Genomic DNA, 15431 nt, shown 5'->3' on the forward strand with positions numbered 1-15431 from the left:
TCAACACGAGACCCGCTCGTAACGAAAAAAATACACTGTATCTAAATCATTACAGACACATTTCAAGGAGTAAACGTAAGGGTTTGATCTGCTGTTTTTTTTCTGTGCCACGCGAAGCGGAACGATTTCGCTCCAGCTCCATGTTGAAGACAGGTGCAAACCTCAATTAAGTATTTGATATATATATGAATTTTAAAATTGGCCGCATTTTTGCTTAGGTAAATCCAACCCAAGAGCGCGAACCGACCGCGCCCAACGCCCTGCTTCCCGAGGATTCCCCATGAGCGAGTTGCGTTTCACTGAAGATCACGAATGGCTGCGCGTCGAAGCCGACGGTAGCGTCACCGTAGGCATCACCGCCTACGCCCAGAACGCTCTCGGCGATGTGGTCTACGTGCAACTGCCGGAGCTGCAGCACTACGACAAAGGCGCCGAAGCCTCCACCGTCGAGTCGGTCAAAGCCGCCAGCGGCGTATACATGCCCCTGAGCGGTGAAGTGGTCGCCGTCAACGACGGCCTGAACGACAACCCTGAACGGGTCAACGAAGACCCGCTGGGCGAAGGCTGGTTCTTCCGCTTCAAGCCTGCCGACATGAGCGAAGTCGGAGCCCTGCTCGACCAGGACGCCTACGACCGCCTGATCAAAGCCAACGACGACGCCTGAGGAGCCCGACCATGACCATCAACCTCGGCACCGCCAACGAATTCATCGCCCGCCACATCGGCCCGCGCGCCGCAGATGAGCAGGCCATGCTGGCCACCTTGGGTTTCGACTCGCTGGAGGCAATGACCGCCGCAGTCATCCCCGACACCATCAAGGGCACCAGTGTACTGGGCGCCGAAGACGGCCAGAGCGAGGCCGATGCCCTCGCCGCGCTGAAAGCTATCGCCGGTAAAAACCAGCTGTTCAAGAACTACATCGGCCAGGGCTACTACAACACCCACACCCCAGCGCCGATCCTGCGCAACCTGCTGGAAAACCCGGCCTGGTACACCGCTTACACGCCTTACCAGCCAGAAATCTCCCAAGGCCGCCTGGAAGCCTTGCTCAATTTCCAGACCCTGGTCAGCGACCTGACCGGCCTGCCGATCGCCAACGCCTCATTGCTCGACGAAGCGACCGCCGCCGCCGAAGCCATGACCTTCTGCAAGCGGCTGTCGAAGAACAAGGCCAGCCATGCCTTCTTCGCGTCCGTGCACTGCCACCCGCAGACCCTCGACGTGCTGCGCACCCGTGCCGAGCCGCTGGGTATCGAGATCGTGGTGGGCGACGAGCGTGAGCTGGGCGATGTCAGCGCCTTCTTCGGCGCTTTGCTGCAGTACCCGGCCAGCACCGGCGAAGTGTTCGATTACCGTGAAGTCGTCGAGCGCTTCCACGCCGCCAACGCCCTGGTCGCCGTGGCCGCCGACCTGCTGGCGCTGACGCTGCTGACCCCACCAGGCGAGTTCGAAGCGGACGTGGCCATCGGCAGCGCCCAGCGCTTTGGCGTACCCCTGGGCTTTGGCGGGCCGCACGCGGCTTACTTCGCCACTCGCGACGCCTTCAAGCGTGACATGCCGGGCCGCCTGGTCGGTGTGTCGATCGACCGCTTCGGCAAGACCGCCCTGCGTTTGGCCATGCAAACCCGCGAGCAGCATATCCGCCGCGAAAAGGCCACCAGCAACATCTGCACCGCCCAGGTGCTGCTGGCCAACATTGCCAGCATGTTCGCCGTGTACCACGGCCCTGCGGGCCTCAAGCGCATCGCCGAACGCACCCACGCGCTGACCGCGATCCTCGCTGCCGGCCTGAAAACCCTCGGCGTGCAAGTGGTCGGCGAGACCGCCTTCGACACCCTGACCCTGGCTACCGGCGGCGCTACCGCCAGCCTGCACGACAAGGCACGCGCCCAGCGCATCAACCTGCGCCAGATCGACGCCGCGCACCTGGGCCTGTCGCTCGACGAGACCAGCACCCAGGCTGACGTCGAGGCGCTGTGGCAGCTGTTCGGTGGCCAGCAGGCCCAACCGGACTTCGCCGCCCTGGCCGCCAGTACCGGCTCGCGTCTGCCTGCCGCCCTGCTGCGCCAGTCGGCCATCCTCGAACACCCGGTGTTCAACCGCTACCACAGCGAAACCGAGCTGATGCGCTACCTGCGCCGCCTGGCCGACAAGGACCTGGCGCTGGACCGCAGCATGATCCCGCTGGGCTCGTGCACCATGAAGCTCAACGCCGCCAGTGAAATGATCCCAGTGACCTGGGCCGAGTTCGGTAACTTGCACCCGTTCGCCCCGGCCGAGCAAAGCCAGGGTTACCTGCAGATGACCACCGAGCTGGAAGCCATGCTCTGCGCCGCCACCGGCTATGACGCCGTATCGCTGCAACCCAATGCCGGCTCGCAGGGTGAATATGCGGGCCTGCTGGCCATCCGCGCCTACCACCGCAGCCGCGGCGAAAGCCATCGCGACATCTGCCTGATCCCGTCCTCGGCTCATGGCACCAACCCGGCAACCGCACACATGGCCGGTATGCGCGTCGTGGTCACCGCGTGTGACGCGCGTGGCAACGTCGATGTCGAGGACCTGCGTGCCAAGGCGATCGAGCACCGCGAGCGCCTTGCCGCGATCATGATCACCTACCCGTCGACCCACGGCGTGTTCGAAGAAGCGATCGGCGAGATCTGCGCGATCATTCACGACAACGGCGGCCAGGTGTACATCGACGGCGCCAACATGAACGCCATGGTGGGCCTGTGCGCACCGGGCAAGTTCGGCGGCGACGTCTCGCACCTGAACCTGCACAAGACCTTCTGCATTCCGCACGGCGGTGGTGGCCCAGGCGTCGGCCCGATCGGCGTCAAGTCGCACCTGGCGCCATTCATGCCCGGCCACGCGCAACTGGACAACCGTGACGGCGCGGTATGCGCCGCACCGTTCGGCAGCGCCAGCATTCTGCCGATCACCTGGATGTACATCCGCATGATGGGCGGTGCCGGCCTCAAGCGTGCCTCGCAGATGGCGATCCTCAATGCCAACTACATCGCCCGCCGCCTGGAAGAGCACTATCCTGTTCTGTACACCGGCGGCAATGGCCTGGTCGCCCACGAGTGCATCCTCGACCTGCGCCCGCTCAAGGACACCAGCGGCATCAGCGTCGACGACGTGGCCAAGCGCCTGATCGACTTCGGTTTCCATGCCCCGACCATGTCCTTCCCTGTGGCCGGCACGCTGATGATCGAGCCGACCGAAAGCGAGGCCAAGGAAGAACTGGATCGCTTCTGCGATGCGATGATCCAGATCCGCGAAGAGATTCGCGCGGTGGAGAACGGTAGCCTGGACAAGGATGACAACCCGCTGAAGAACGCGCCGCACACCGCTGCCGAGCTGGCTGGCGAGTGGGCCCATGGTTACAGCCGCGAACAGGCGGTGTACCCGCTGCCAAGCCTGGTGGAAGGCAAGTACTGGCCGCCTGTGGGCCGGGTCGACAATGTGTTCGGCGACCGCAACCTGGTGTGCGCCTGCCCGTCGATCGAGAGCTACCAGGACGCCTGACCGCGTGGGGCCGCTGCGCGGCCCATCGCCAGCAAGCCGGCTCTCACAGGTTACGCGGCAGGTTGCAGCACCTGTGGCAGCTGGCTTGCCGGCGATGGGCTGCGCAGCAGCCCCAATGGGATAACCGGATACCTCTGGAGCAAGCACCATGTCACTGAGCGTCTTCGACCTGTTCAAGATCGGCATCGGCCCCTCCAGCTCACACACGGTCGGCCCGATGCGCGCTGCCGCGCGGTTCGCCGAAGGCTTGCGCCGCGACGGCCTGCTGGCCAGCACCGCCAGCGTCAAGGCCGAACTGTATGGCTCGCTGGGGGCCACGGGCAAAGGCCATGGCAGCGACAAGGCGGTATTGCTTGGCCTGGAAGGCGAGCACCCCGATACCGTCGACACCGAAGCCATTCCCGCCCGCCTGCAGGCAATCCGTGAAAGCGGCCACCTGCGCCTGCTGGGTGAACACAGCATCGCCTTCGTCGAGAAGCAGCACCTGGCGCTGATCCGCAAGCCTTTGGCCTACCACCCCAACGGCATGATCTTTCGCGCCTTCGACGCGGCCGGCCTGCAAATCCGCAGCCGGGAGTACTACTCGGTAGGCGGCGGTTTCGTGGTCGATGAAGAGGCCGCCGGGCTGGACCGTATCGTCGAAGACAGCACCGTTCTCACCTACCCGTTCAAGACCGCCAAGCAACTGCTCGGGCATTGCACCGCCCATCATCTCTCGGTGAGCCAGGTGATGCTGGCCAACGAGGCGGCCTGGCGCCCCGAGGCCGAAACCCGTGCAGGTCTGCTGCGGATCTGGCAGGTGATGCAGGATTGCGTCGCCGCCGGTTACCGGCACGAGGGCATCCTGCCGGGCGGGCTCAAGGTCAAACGCCGGGCACCAGCACTGTACCGCCAACTCAGCCAGCACCCGGAAGCCAACCTTCGCGATGCGTTGTCGGTACTTGACTGGGTCAACCTCTATGCCTTGGCGGTCAACGAGGAAAACGCCTACGGCGGGCGCGTGGTCACTGCCCCGACCAACGGTGCAGCGGGCATCGTACCGGCGGTACTGCACTACTACATGCGCTTCGTCCCCGGCGCCAGTGAAGACGGCGTGGTGCGTTTTCTACTGACTGCCGCGGCCATCGGCATCCTGTACAAGGAAAACGCCTCGATCTCCGGGGCCGAGGTCGGCTGCCAGGGCGAAGTCGGCGTGGCCTGCTCGATGGCAGCCGGCGCCTTGTGCGAGGTGATGGGCGGTAGCGTGCAACAGGTGGAAAACGCCGCCGAGATCGGAATGGAGCACAACCTGGGCCTGACCTGCGACCCGATCGGTGGGCTGGTACAGGTGCCCTGTATCGAGCGCAACGCCATGGGCTCGGTCAAGGCCATCAATGCGGTGCGCATGGCCCTGCGTGGCGACGGGCAGCACTACGTCTCGCTCGACAAGGTCATCCGTACCATGCGCCAGACCGGCGCCGACATGAAAAGCAAATACAAGGAGACCGCCCGCGGCGGTCTGGCCGTCAACATCATCGAATGTTGACCCGACAACAAAACCCAAGGAGTCACCGATGTCCGAAACACTGCACAAGACCCCGCTGCACGCCCTGCACCTGGAACTGGGCGCGCGCATGGTGCCATTCGCCGGCTTCGACATGCCGGTGCAGTACCCGCTGGGCGTGCTCAAGGAGCACCTGCACACCCGTGAGCAGGCCGGGCTGTTCGATGTCTCGCACATGGGCCAGATCATGCTGCGCGGCAAGGATGCCGCCCAGGCCCTGGAAAGCCTGGTGCCAGTGGATATCATCGACCTGCCGGTGGGCATGCAGCGCTATGCGATGTTCACCAACGAGCAAGGTGGCATCCTCGACGACCTGATGGTTGCCAACCTGGGCGACGACACGCTGTTCCTGGTGGTCAATGCCGCCTGCAAGGCGCAGGACCTGGCCCACCTGCAGCAGCATATCGGTGACCGTTGCCAGATTCAGCCACTGTTCGAGGAGCGTGCCCTGCTCGCCCTGCAAGGCCCGGCCGCAGTCACCGTGCTCGCGCGCCTGGCCCCGGAAGTGGCCGGCATGACCTTCATGCAGGTACGCCCCGTCACCCTGCTGGGCGAAGACTGCTACGTCAGCCGCTCTGGCTACACCGGCGAAGACGGGTATGAGATTTCGGTGCCGGCCAAGGCCGCCGAAGCCCTGGCCCGCCACCTGCTGGCCGATCCGCAGGTGCAGCCGATCGGCTTGGGCGCGCGCGACTCTCTGCGCCTGGAAGCTGGCCTGTGCCTGTATGGCCACGACATGGATACCGCCACCACGCCGGTCGAGGCCAGCCTGCTCTGGGCCATGTCCAAGGTTCGCCGTGCCGAAGGGGCGCGTGCCGGCGGCTTCCCAGGCGCCGAGGTGATCTTTGCCCAGCAGCAAGCAGGCGTGGCCCGCAAGCGTGTGGGCCTGCTGCCACAGGAACGTACACCGGTGCGCGAAGGCGCAGAGATTGTCGATGCCGCTGACAAGCCTGTGGGCAACGTCAGCAGTGGCGGCTTCGGCCCGACACTTGGCGCGCCGGTGGCCATGGGTTATGTCGATATCGAACATGGCGCGCTGGACACGCCACTGTTTGCCTTGGTGCGCGGCAAGAAGGTTGCCCTGAAAGTCAGCAAAACGCCTTTTGTGGCGCAACGTTACTATCGCGGTTGAACGCGGTACATGAGGTTTGCGGGCAGGTCGACTTATTCGTTTTCGAACCTGCTCCATAACTTATGAACATGGCGCCAGGCCAGGCGTCATGCCGTTTGCGACGAATTTTCCAGTTATCGAAAAAAGCCCGATTTTCCAGCTGACCAAGGGCTTGTTTTTTTCTTGGGAGTTGGCGTAGAGTCAATGCACTGTGTTTGCATGGGTCGCAACAGTTCGTGACCTGGGCCAGTAGCCGCAATCTGCTACAACCCGTTCGACGTGACTTACTTTCCTGCAACCCAGCCCAGTACTCTTTCACTTTCGATAACGTGAAAGTAACTGTCATTCAAATTTAAGCTTCATAGGAAATAAGACAATGGCTGAGCGTCAGAACGGTACCGTCAAGTGGTTCAATGACGAGAAAGGTTACGGCTTCATCACCCCAGAAAGCGGTGCTGATCTGTTCGTGCACTTCCGTGCCATCGAGGGCAACGGCTTCAAGAGCCTGAAAGAAGGCCAGAAGGTCACCTTCGAAGCAGTTCAGGGCCAAAAAGGCCTGCAGGCTGACAAGGTTCAAGTCCTCGGCTAAGCCGGTCGCGACTTCGAAGAAAGCCCCTGCCCTGTGCAGGGGCTTTTTTTTGCCCGTAGAATGACGGCTTCATCCTTCGGAGCTGTCCTGCATGCCCAAGCCTCTGCTTTCACCCCAAGGTGATTTCCCGCCGGTCGGCCTGGGCCGGCGCCTGGCGGCGATGTTCTACGATTTCCTGCTGTGTACGGCCCTGCTGATCGTCACCGCAGGGGCTTACAAGATGATCCAGATGGCGATCATCGGCGAGGCGCGTATGCGCGAACTGACCGAGGCTGGTGCCCTGGACGGCGACCCGCTGCTGTCGACGATCCTGCTGTTTGCGCTGTTCGGTTTCTTTGCCAAGTTCTGGACCCACGGCGGGCAGACTCTGGGCATGCAGGTATGGGGCGTGCGCGTGCAAAACCCTGATGGCAGCGCAATCAGCCTGTGGCAGGCGCTGCTGCGCTTTATCGTGTCGATCGCCTCATGGCTGTGCCTGGGGCTGGGGTTTCTCTGGTCGCTGATCGACAAGCGAAAGCGCGGCTGGCATGACATTTATTCGCAAACCGAGTTGGTGCGGGTGCCAAAACAGACGAAATGACAGCCAAGCAATTAAGGGACCGCTTTGCGGCCCATCGCCGGCAAGCCGGCTCCCACAAGTACCGCGCCTCGCTTGAGGGCTGCGCTGTACCGGTGGGAGCCGGCTTGCCGGCGATGGGCTGCATAGCAGCCCTGCTAACGCTACCTGACCGGCATCAACCTCAAGGTCGGCTTTCTCACCTCAGCAGGCCATCATCCCGCCCGGCGCAGTAACCATACGCCGGCCAGCGCACACACACCGGCCGGGATCACCACCGCCAACAGCGGCGGGAAGCCGAACACCTGGCTCGAAGGGCCAAGCAGGTCGCCGGCAATACGGAACACAAAACCCACCAGTACGCCAGTGAACACGCGTTGGCCGAGGGTCACCGAACGCAGCGGCCCGAAGATGAACGAAATCGCCATCAACACCAACGCCGCTGTCACCGCCGGCTGCAGCACCTTGGTCCAGAACGCCAGCCAGTAACGGGCATTGTTCAGGCCTTGCTCGGACAGGTAGTGGATGTAATCCCAAAGCCCGGTGATCGACAACGACTCCGGGGCCAGCACCACGGTATTGAGCAATTGTGGGGTCACTGAGACATCCCAGCGTTCTTCCGGGCTCTTCACCACTTCGGTGTGATCGCCACGGAAGTAGGTGGTACTGACATCGCTGAGTATCCAATGATCGGTCTCGTAACGTGCCCGGCGCGCGAAACTCGAGGTGACGATCTTGCGCGCTTCGTCGAAGCGGTAGCGGGTCACGCCCAGCAGCAGGCCATTGGGCTGCACCGAGTTGATATGCACGAACTCATCACCCTGACGGTGCCACATACCGCGCTTGGAGCTCTGCGCCTCACCGCCGCCCTGGGCCAGGGAACGGTCGGCCTGGGCCTTGTTCTCGCTGATCGGCGCCACGTACTCACCAATCAGCAGGCCGACCAGCATCAGCACCAGCATGGGCTTCATCACCGCCCATACGATACGCCCGATGGACACCCCGGCGGCACGCATGATGGTCAGTTCGCTGCTGCTGGCCAGGCTGCCCAGGCCGATCAGGCAGCCGATCAATGCCGCCATCGGCAACATGTCATACAGCCGGCGGGGGGCCGTGAGCAGTGTGAACCAGCCCGCATCCATGACGGTATAGGTATCGCTCAGGTCGCTCATCTCATCGATGAATGCGAACAACGAAGCCAGGCCCAGGATGATGCCCAGCACTGCCAGGATGGCCAGCAACACGCTCTGGCCGATGTAGCGGTCGAGCTTAACCATGCGCCACCTCCGCACGACGGGCGGCACGCTTGAGGCGCAGCGGCTCCCAGTACATCAGCCCCAGACCGATGAGCAGGAACAGGGCATGCACCCACCACATGCCCAGGGCGATCGGCAGCTTGCCTTTCTCCAGAGCGCCACGTACGGAAATCAGCATCGTCAGGTAGGCCATGTACAGAAGGATCGCCGGCAGCAGCTTGAGGAAGCGGCCCTGGCGTGGATTGACCCGGGACAGCGGCACTGCCAGCAGGGTCACGATGAATACCAGGATCGGCAACGAGATGCGCCATTGCAGCTCGGCACGTTCCCGTAGCCCGGCATTGCCGATCAGTTGGGAGGTAGGAATGGCTTCACGCTCGGTCACTTCCTCGCTGACTTCAGGCTTGGGCAACAGCACGCCATAAGTGTCGTACTTGATCGCCCGGTAATTGGCCTGGCCAGGGTTGCCGTCATAGCGGTAGCCATTCTGCAGCACCAGATAGCGATTGCCGTCGGCCTGTACTTCCTGGTGGCCCTTCTCGGCTACCAGCACCGACGGTGCACGGTCCTTGGTCTTGTCCTGGCTGAAGCGCTTCTCGGAGATGAACACACCGGTGAGGTTGCTGCGGTCATCGGTCAACTGCTCGGTGTAGGTCACCCGCGAACCGTCGCGCAGGGTCTGGAAGCGGCCCGGCACCAAGGTATCGAATTCGGTCAGGGCATCCTGCTGGCCAATGATCTGCTGCACCTGGGCAACGCCCAGTGGCGCCAGGCTCAGGCTCAGCCAGGCGACTACCAAGGCGACCAGCGCCGCGGGTGCCAGGGTAAGGCCGAGCAGGCGCTGCTGGCTCATGCCAGTGGCCGACAGCACGGTCATCTCGCTTTCCAGATACAGCCGGCCATAGGCCAGAAGGATGCCGAGGAACAGCCCCAATGGCAGGATCAGTTGCAAGAAACCGGGCAGGCGGAAGCCCATGATCAGGAACAGCACGCTCGGGTCGAGCACGCCCTGGGCCGCCTGGGCCAGGTACTTGATGAAACGCCCGCTCATGATGATCACCAGCAGCACTGCGCTGACGGCGCTCAAGGTCACCAGGACCTCGCGGGAGAGATAACGAAAGACGATCAAACCAGACACTCCTGGGTTGTCAGGGGCGGACTGCCAAACAAAGGCTTACGACAGCCAAGACCAATGCCGGTTCGCCAGGGGCGAACCTCCTTGTAAAGTGCGCGCATTATCCTGTGATTGACCGCGCCTGTCACTTGGCCGCGCATCCAGGCTGACAACGGGGTTGTCAGCACGCTTGCCGCAGGCTCAAACTGGCAGCTTTTCCACTGGCGCGCGACCACGCGGCCAGGCCCGCCCAGAGCGCAAGTACACAAAGCGCCAACTGCACAGATCATTCGGGGACCCTGACATGGAACTGGTTGTAAAAAGCGTAGCTGCTGCATCCGTAAAAACTGCCACCCTGGTCGTACCGGTCGGCGAAGGGCGCAAGCTCGGCGCCGTTGCCAAAGCTGTAGACCTGGCCACCGACGGCGCCATCAGTGCCATACTCAAGCGTGGCGACCTGGCAGGCAAGCCTGGCCAGACGCTGCTGCTGCAAAGCCTGCCTGGCCTGAAGGCCGAGCGCGTACTGCTGGTGGGCAGCGGCAAGGACGACGCCCTCGGTGACCGCGCCTGGCGCAAACTGGTCACCAGCGTTGCCGGCGTACTGAAAGGCCTCAACGGCAGCGACGCGGTGCTGGCACTGGACGACATCGCCGTCAGCAACCGTGATGCCCACTACGGCAAATATCGCCTGCTGGCCGAAACCCTGCTCGATGGCGAGTACGTGTTCGACCGCTTCAAGAGCCAGAAAGCCGAGCCACGCGCGCTGAAAAAGGTCACCCTGCTGACCGACAAGGCCGGCCTGGCCGAAGTGGAGCGGGCGGCAAGCCACGCCACCGCCATCGCCACCGGCATGGCCTTCACCCGCGACCTGGGCAACCTGCCGCCAAACCTCTGCCACCCAAGCTACCTGGCCGAGCAGGCCAAGGAGCTGGGCAAGGCTCACAAAGGCCTCAAGGTCGAAATCTTCGACGAAAAGAAGATCAAGGACCTGGGCATGGGCGCGTTCTACGCGGTCGGCCAGGGCAGCGAGCAGCCGCCACGCCTGATCGTCCTGCAATACCAGGGCGCCAAGAAGAGCGACAAACCCTTCGTGCTGGTCGGTAAAGGCATCACCTTCGACACCGGCGGCATCAGCCTCAAGCCCGGCGCCGGCATGGACGAAATGAAGTACGACATGTGTGGCGCCGCCAGCGTGTTCGGCACCCTGCGCGCCGTGCTCGAACTGAAGCTACCGATCAACCTGGTGTGCATCCTGGCCTGCGCCGAGAACATGCCGAGCGGCAACGCCACCCGGCCTGGCGACATCGTCACCACCATGAGCGGGCAGACCGTTGAAATCCTCAACACCGACGCTGAAGGCCGCCTGGTGCTGTGCGATGCACTGACCTACGCCGAACGCTTCAAGCCACAAGCGGTGATCGACATCGCCACCCTGACCGGCGCGTGCATCGTGGCCCTCGGCAGCCACACTGCTGGCCTGCTGGGCAACAACGACGAGCTGATCGGCCAGTTGCTCGATGCCGGCAAGCGTGCCGACGACCGCGCCTGGCAGCTGCCGCTGTTCGATGAGTACCAGGAGCAACTGGACAGCCCGTTCGCCGACATCGCCAACATCGGTGGGCCGAAGGCCGGCACCATCACCGCAGCCTGCTTCCTGTCGCGCTTCGCCAAGGCCTACAACTGGGCGCACCTGGACATCGCCGGCACCGCCTGGGTCAGCGGGGGCAAGGACAAGGGCGCCACTGGCCGGCCGGTGCCGCTGCTGACCCAGTACCTGCTCGACCGCGCCAGCGCCTGATGCCGTGAGGCCGGTGATGCCCCAAGGCGTCACCGGCCGACGGAGCGAACCATGAGTAAAGTCGATTTCTACATCCTGCCTACCGACTCGCTGTCGGCACGGCTGGATTTCGCCTGCAAGCTGTGCGAGAAGGCATGGCGCCTCGGGCACCGGGTCTACCTGCATTGCCAGGATGCCGAACAGCGCAGCGAGCTGGACCAACGCCTGTGGCAGTTCAAAGGCGAAGCGTTCGTACCCCACGACCTGGCAGAGGCCCACGCTGACGCCACCGTGGCCTTGGGTTTGGCCGACAACGCCGGCGAGCACCGGGATCTGCTGATAAACCTGGGCGCTGCTGTCCCCGGCTTTGTCGGGCAATTCGAGCGGGTTGCCGAAATCGTCGTCGAGCAAGCGGATATCCGCCAATCGGCCCGCGAACGATTCCGTTTCTACCGCGAACAGGGCTATGCTCTGCAAGACCACCGCTTACAGCGACTTTGACGACGATGGACAAGCCTTCCGCCCTACCCGATTCCGCCCATCTGCTTGACGACCTCGAGTCGATCCGCCAGCTGCTGGGCGACGCCGACCTGCAACCACCGCTGCTCACCGAGACGGTGGAGCAGATTCCGCTGCTGCTCGATACCCCGGCCGGCAACACCCTGCCAGCACCTGAGGCGGCTGCCGCACCGGCCGAAGCGGAGCCCGAAGAAAACCCGCAGACCCGCCGCCAGGACACCCTGCTGCACCTGGAAGCCGAGCTGCGCGCCGCAGCGCAATTGATCATGCAGGACGTGATCAACGACTTCACCCCGCATATCGAAACCGAGATCAAGCGCCGGCTCGATGCGCGTATCGAGCGGCTGATCAAGCGCTCTGAGTAAGCCTTGCCAAACGCGGCGGATTCTTCGCGGGTTTACCCCGTGAAGAGTGCCCATAGGTCTTGCAGCTTGTCGCTTGAAGCTCGCAGCTCCGTTATACTTCCCGGCTTTCCCGAATTAATGCACAGGGTCCCGCCGCGCATGGATAAGACCTACCAGCCGCACGCCATCGAAACTTCCTGGTACAACACCTGGGAGTCCGAGAACTATTTCGCTCCACAAGGTGCAGGTGAGTCCTACACCATCATGATCCCGCCACCGAACGTGACGGGCAGCCTGCACATGGGCCACGGTTTCAACAACGCGATCATGGACGCTCTGATCCGTTTCCGTCGCATGCAAGGCCGCGACACCCTGTGGCAGCCAGGTACCGACCACGCCGGTATCGCCACCCAGATGCTGGTCGAGCGCCAGCTCGAAGCCAAGGGCCAGAACCGTCACGACCTCGGCCGTGAAGCCTTCCTGGACAAGGTCTGGGAATGGAAAGAGCAGTCCGGCGGCAATATCAGCCGGCAGATCCGTCGCCTGGGCTCGTCGGTGGACTGGAGCCGCGAACGCTTCACCATGGATGACGGCCTGTCCGAAGCGGTCAAGGAAGCCTTCGTTCGCCTGCATGAAGACGGCCTGATCTACCGTGGCAAGCGCCTGGTCAACTGGGACACCAAGCTGCACACGGCCATCTCCGACCTCGAAGTGGAAAACCATGACGAGAAAGGCCACCTGTGGAACCTGCGTTACCCGCTGGCCGACGGCGCCAGAACTGCCGATGGCCAGGATTACCTGGTGGTTGCCACCACTCGCCCGGAAACCCTGCTGGGCGATGCGGCGGTAGCGGTCAACCCGAACGATGAGCGCTACCAGGCCCTGATCGGCAAATTCGTCGAATTGCCGCTGGTCGGCCGCCGCATCCCGATCATCGCCGATGACTACTGCGACCCCGAGTTCGGCACAGGCTGCGTGAAGATCACCCCGGCCCACGACTTCAATGACTATGAAGTCGGCAAGCGCCACAACCTGCCGCTGCTCAACATCTTCGACAAGAACGCCCTGGTGCTGCCCGCCGCCCAGGCATTCAACCTCGATGGCAGCGTCAATGAGCAGGCGGACACCCGCCTGCCCGCCCAGTACGCAGGCCTGGACCGGTTCGTTGCGCGCAAGCAGATCGTCGCCGACCTGGACGCTCAGGGCCTGCTGGTCAGCATCGACGACCATGCACTGAAAGTACCGAAAGGCGACCGCTCCGGCACCATCATCGAGCCGTGGCTGACCGACCAGTGGTACGTTTCCACCAAGCCGCTGGCCGAACCTGCGATTGCCGCCGTTGAAGATGGCCGCATCCAGTTCGTGCCCAAGCAGTACGAAAACATGTATTTCTCCTGGATGCGCGACATCCAGGATTGGTGCATCAGTCGTCAGCTGTGGTGGGGCCACCGGATCCCGGCGTGGTACGACGAGGCCGGCCAGGTCTATGTCGGCCGCAACGAAGCCGAAGTGCGCACCAAGCACAACCTGGGCGCCGACGTGGTACTGCGCCAGGACGACGACGTGCTCGACACCTGGTTCAGCTCGGGCCTGTGGACCTTCTCCACCCTGGGCTGGCCGGAACAGACCGAATTCCTCAAGAAATTCCACTCCACCGACGTGCTGGTCACTGGCTTTGACATCATCTTCTTCTGGGTTGCCCGGATGATCATGCTGACCATGCACCTGATCAAGAACGAGGATGGCACCCCGCAGGTCCCGTTCAAGACCGTGTATGTGCACGGCCTGGTACGTGACGGCCAGGGCCAGAAGATGTCCAAGTCCAAGGGCAACGTGCTCGACCCACTGGACATCGTTGACGGCATCACCCTGGACGCCCTGCTGGAAAAACGCACCAGCGGCATGATGCAGCCCAAGCTGGCCGAGAAGATCGCCAAGCAGACCAAAGCCGAGTTCCCAGAAGGCATCGCCAGCTACGGCACCGACGCCCTGCGCTTCACCTTCTGCTCGCTGGCCTCCACTGGCCGCGACATCAAGTTCGACATGGGCCGCGTCGAAGGCTATCGCAACTTCTGCAACAAGATCTGGAACGCTGCCCGCTATGTGCTGGACAAGGGCGAGGACTGCGGGCAGAACGGCGAAGCCTGCGAGCTGTCGCTTGCCGACCGCTGGATCATCTCGCAGCTGCAACGCACCGAAGCCGAAGTGACCCGCCAGCTCGAGCAGTTCCGTTTCGACCTGGCCAGCCAAGCCCTGTACGAGTTCATCTGGAACCAGTACTGCGACTGGTACCTGGAACTGTCCAAGCCGGTACTGTGGGACGAAAACGCTCCGGTAGAGCGCGCGCGCGGCACCCGTCGCACCTTGGTGCGCGTGCTGGAAGTGGCGCTGCGCCTGGCTCATCCGTTCATGCCGTTCATCACCGAAGAAATCTGGCAGCGCATCGCGCCGCTGGCAGGCATCAACGGCAAGACCATCATGCTGCAGCCGTGGCCAGTGGCCAATGAAAGCCGCATCGATGCCGCCGCCGAAGGCGATATCGAATGGCTCAAGGAACTGATGGTCGGCCTGCGTAACATCCGCGCCGAAATGAACATCGGCCCGGGCAAGCCCCTGCCACTGTTCCTGAAGAACGCCAACGCCGACGACCAGCGCCGCCTGCAGGAAAACGAAGCCCTGCTCAAGAAGCTGGCCAAGGTCGAGTCGTTCACCGTGCTCGGCGAGGCCGAAGAAGCGCCGCTGTCGGCCACCGCACTGGTGGGCGATCTGCAGGTGCTGGTACCGATGGCTGGCCTGATCGACAAGGACGCCGAGCTGGCTCGCCTGAACAAGGAAATCCAGCGCCTGCAAGGTGAAGTGCAACGCGTCGGCGGCAAGCTGTCGAATGCTGCCTTCGTCGACAAGGCACCGCCTGCGGTGATCGAGAAGGAGCGCGCCAAGCTGGCAGAGGCCGAGCAGGCCCTGGCCAACTTCACCGAACAGCATGCGCGGATCGCTGCGCTGTAACCTAAAGTGAAGCCATCGCGGGCTGCTTTGGCAGCCCATCGCCGGCATGCCGGCTCCAACACGTACAGTGGTGTACCTGGGGGAG

12 protein-coding genes are annotated in these 15431 nt (G+C 63.2%); 10 read left to right on the top strand and 2 right to left on the bottom strand.

Annotated elements, in window-relative coordinates:
- The first annotated feature begins 280 nt into the window (after positions 1-280).
- From gcvH to OSW16_RS21940, 6 genes are all read left to right on the top strand, one after another.
- The gene (gene gcvH / locus OSW16_RS21915) at positions 281-664 is read left to right on the top strand and encodes a glycine cleavage system protein GcvH (protein WP_267818454.1); all 384 of its coding nucleotides are present in this window, start codon (positions 281-283) and stop codon (positions 662-664) included.
- An 11-nt stretch (positions 665-675) separates the two neighbouring features.
- The gene (gene gcvP, locus OSW16_RS21920) at positions 676-3531 is read left to right on the top strand and encodes an aminomethyl-transferring glycine dehydrogenase (RefSeq protein ID WP_267818457.1); all 2856 of its coding nucleotides are present in this window, start codon (positions 676-678) and stop codon (positions 3529-3531) included.
- Between the two features lie 148 nt (positions 3532-3679).
- On the top strand, positions 3680-5056 hold the full coding sequence (locus OSW16_RS21925) for an L-serine ammonia-lyase (protein ID WP_267818459.1): 1377 nt from the start codon (positions 3680-3682) through the stop codon (positions 5054-5056).
- Between the two features lie 28 nt (positions 5057-5084).
- A complete protein-coding gene (gene gcvT, locus OSW16_RS21930) occupies positions 5085-6206 on the top strand; it encodes a glycine cleavage system aminomethyltransferase GcvT (protein ID WP_267818461.1) in 1122 nt (373 codons plus the stop codon).
- A gap of 355 nt (positions 6207-6561) precedes the next feature.
- Positions 6562-6774, top strand: coding sequence for a cold-shock protein (locus OSW16_RS21935; protein ID WP_012316046.1), 213 nt, complete (start codon positions 6562-6564; stop codon positions 6772-6774).
- Positions 6775-6865: 91 nt separating this feature from the next.
- Positions 6866-7354: an RDD family protein gene (locus tag OSW16_RS21940; protein WP_267818464.1), complete on the top strand. Its 489-nt coding sequence runs from the start codon at positions 6866-6868 to the stop codon at positions 7352-7354.
- A gap of 191 nt (positions 7355-7545) precedes the next feature.
- Here the strand turns inward: OSW16_RS21940 and lptG are convergent, their stop codons facing one another.
- Both lptG and lptF read right to left on the bottom strand, forming a co-directional pair.
- Positions 7546-8607 carry an LPS export ABC transporter permease LptG gene (gene lptG, locus OSW16_RS21945; RefSeq protein ID WP_267818466.1) on the bottom strand — a complete coding sequence of 354 codons (1062 nt, stop codon included), beginning with the start codon at positions 8605-8607 and terminating at the stop codon, positions 7546-7548.
- Positions 8600-9715: an LPS export ABC transporter permease LptF gene (gene lptF, locus OSW16_RS21950; RefSeq protein ID WP_267818468.1), complete on the bottom strand. Its 1116-nt coding sequence runs from the start codon at positions 9713-9715 to the stop codon at positions 8600-8602. Before lptF ends, lptG begins: the two co-directional genes overlap by 8 nt.
- A gap of 289 nt (positions 9716-10004) precedes the next feature.
- On the opposite strand from lptF, the gene OSW16_RS21955 reads away from it, so the two are divergent.
- The 4 genes from OSW16_RS21955 (at position 10005) to OSW16_RS21970 (ending at position 15346) form a co-directional block, all read left to right on the top strand.
- Positions 10005-11498, top strand: a complete 1494-nt coding sequence (locus OSW16_RS21955) for a leucyl aminopeptidase (RefSeq protein WP_267818470.1) — start codon at positions 10005-10007, stop codon at positions 11496-11498.
- 51 nt (positions 11499-11549) lie between these two features.
- Positions 11550-11978, top strand: coding sequence for a DNA polymerase III subunit chi (locus tag OSW16_RS21960; protein WP_241804255.1), 429 nt, complete (start codon positions 11550-11552; stop codon positions 11976-11978).
- A 5-nt stretch (positions 11979-11983) separates the two neighbouring features.
- A complete protein-coding gene (locus OSW16_RS21965; protein ID WP_267818473.1) occupies positions 11984-12361 on the top strand; it encodes a DNA polymerase III subunit chi in 378 nt (125 codons plus the stop codon).
- A 138-nt stretch (positions 12362-12499) separates the two neighbouring features.
- Positions 12500-15346 carry a valine--tRNA ligase gene (locus tag OSW16_RS21970; RefSeq protein ID WP_267818475.1) on the top strand — a complete coding sequence of 949 codons (2847 nt, stop codon included), beginning with the start codon at positions 12500-12502 and terminating at the stop codon, positions 15344-15346.
- Positions 15347-15431 lie beyond the last annotated feature (85 nt).

This window comes from Pseudomonas putida (assembly GCF_026625125.1).
In the GTDB taxonomy this organism is placed as follows: Bacteria; Pseudomonadota; Gammaproteobacteria; order Pseudomonadales; family Pseudomonadaceae; genus Aquipseudomonas; species Aquipseudomonas putida_X.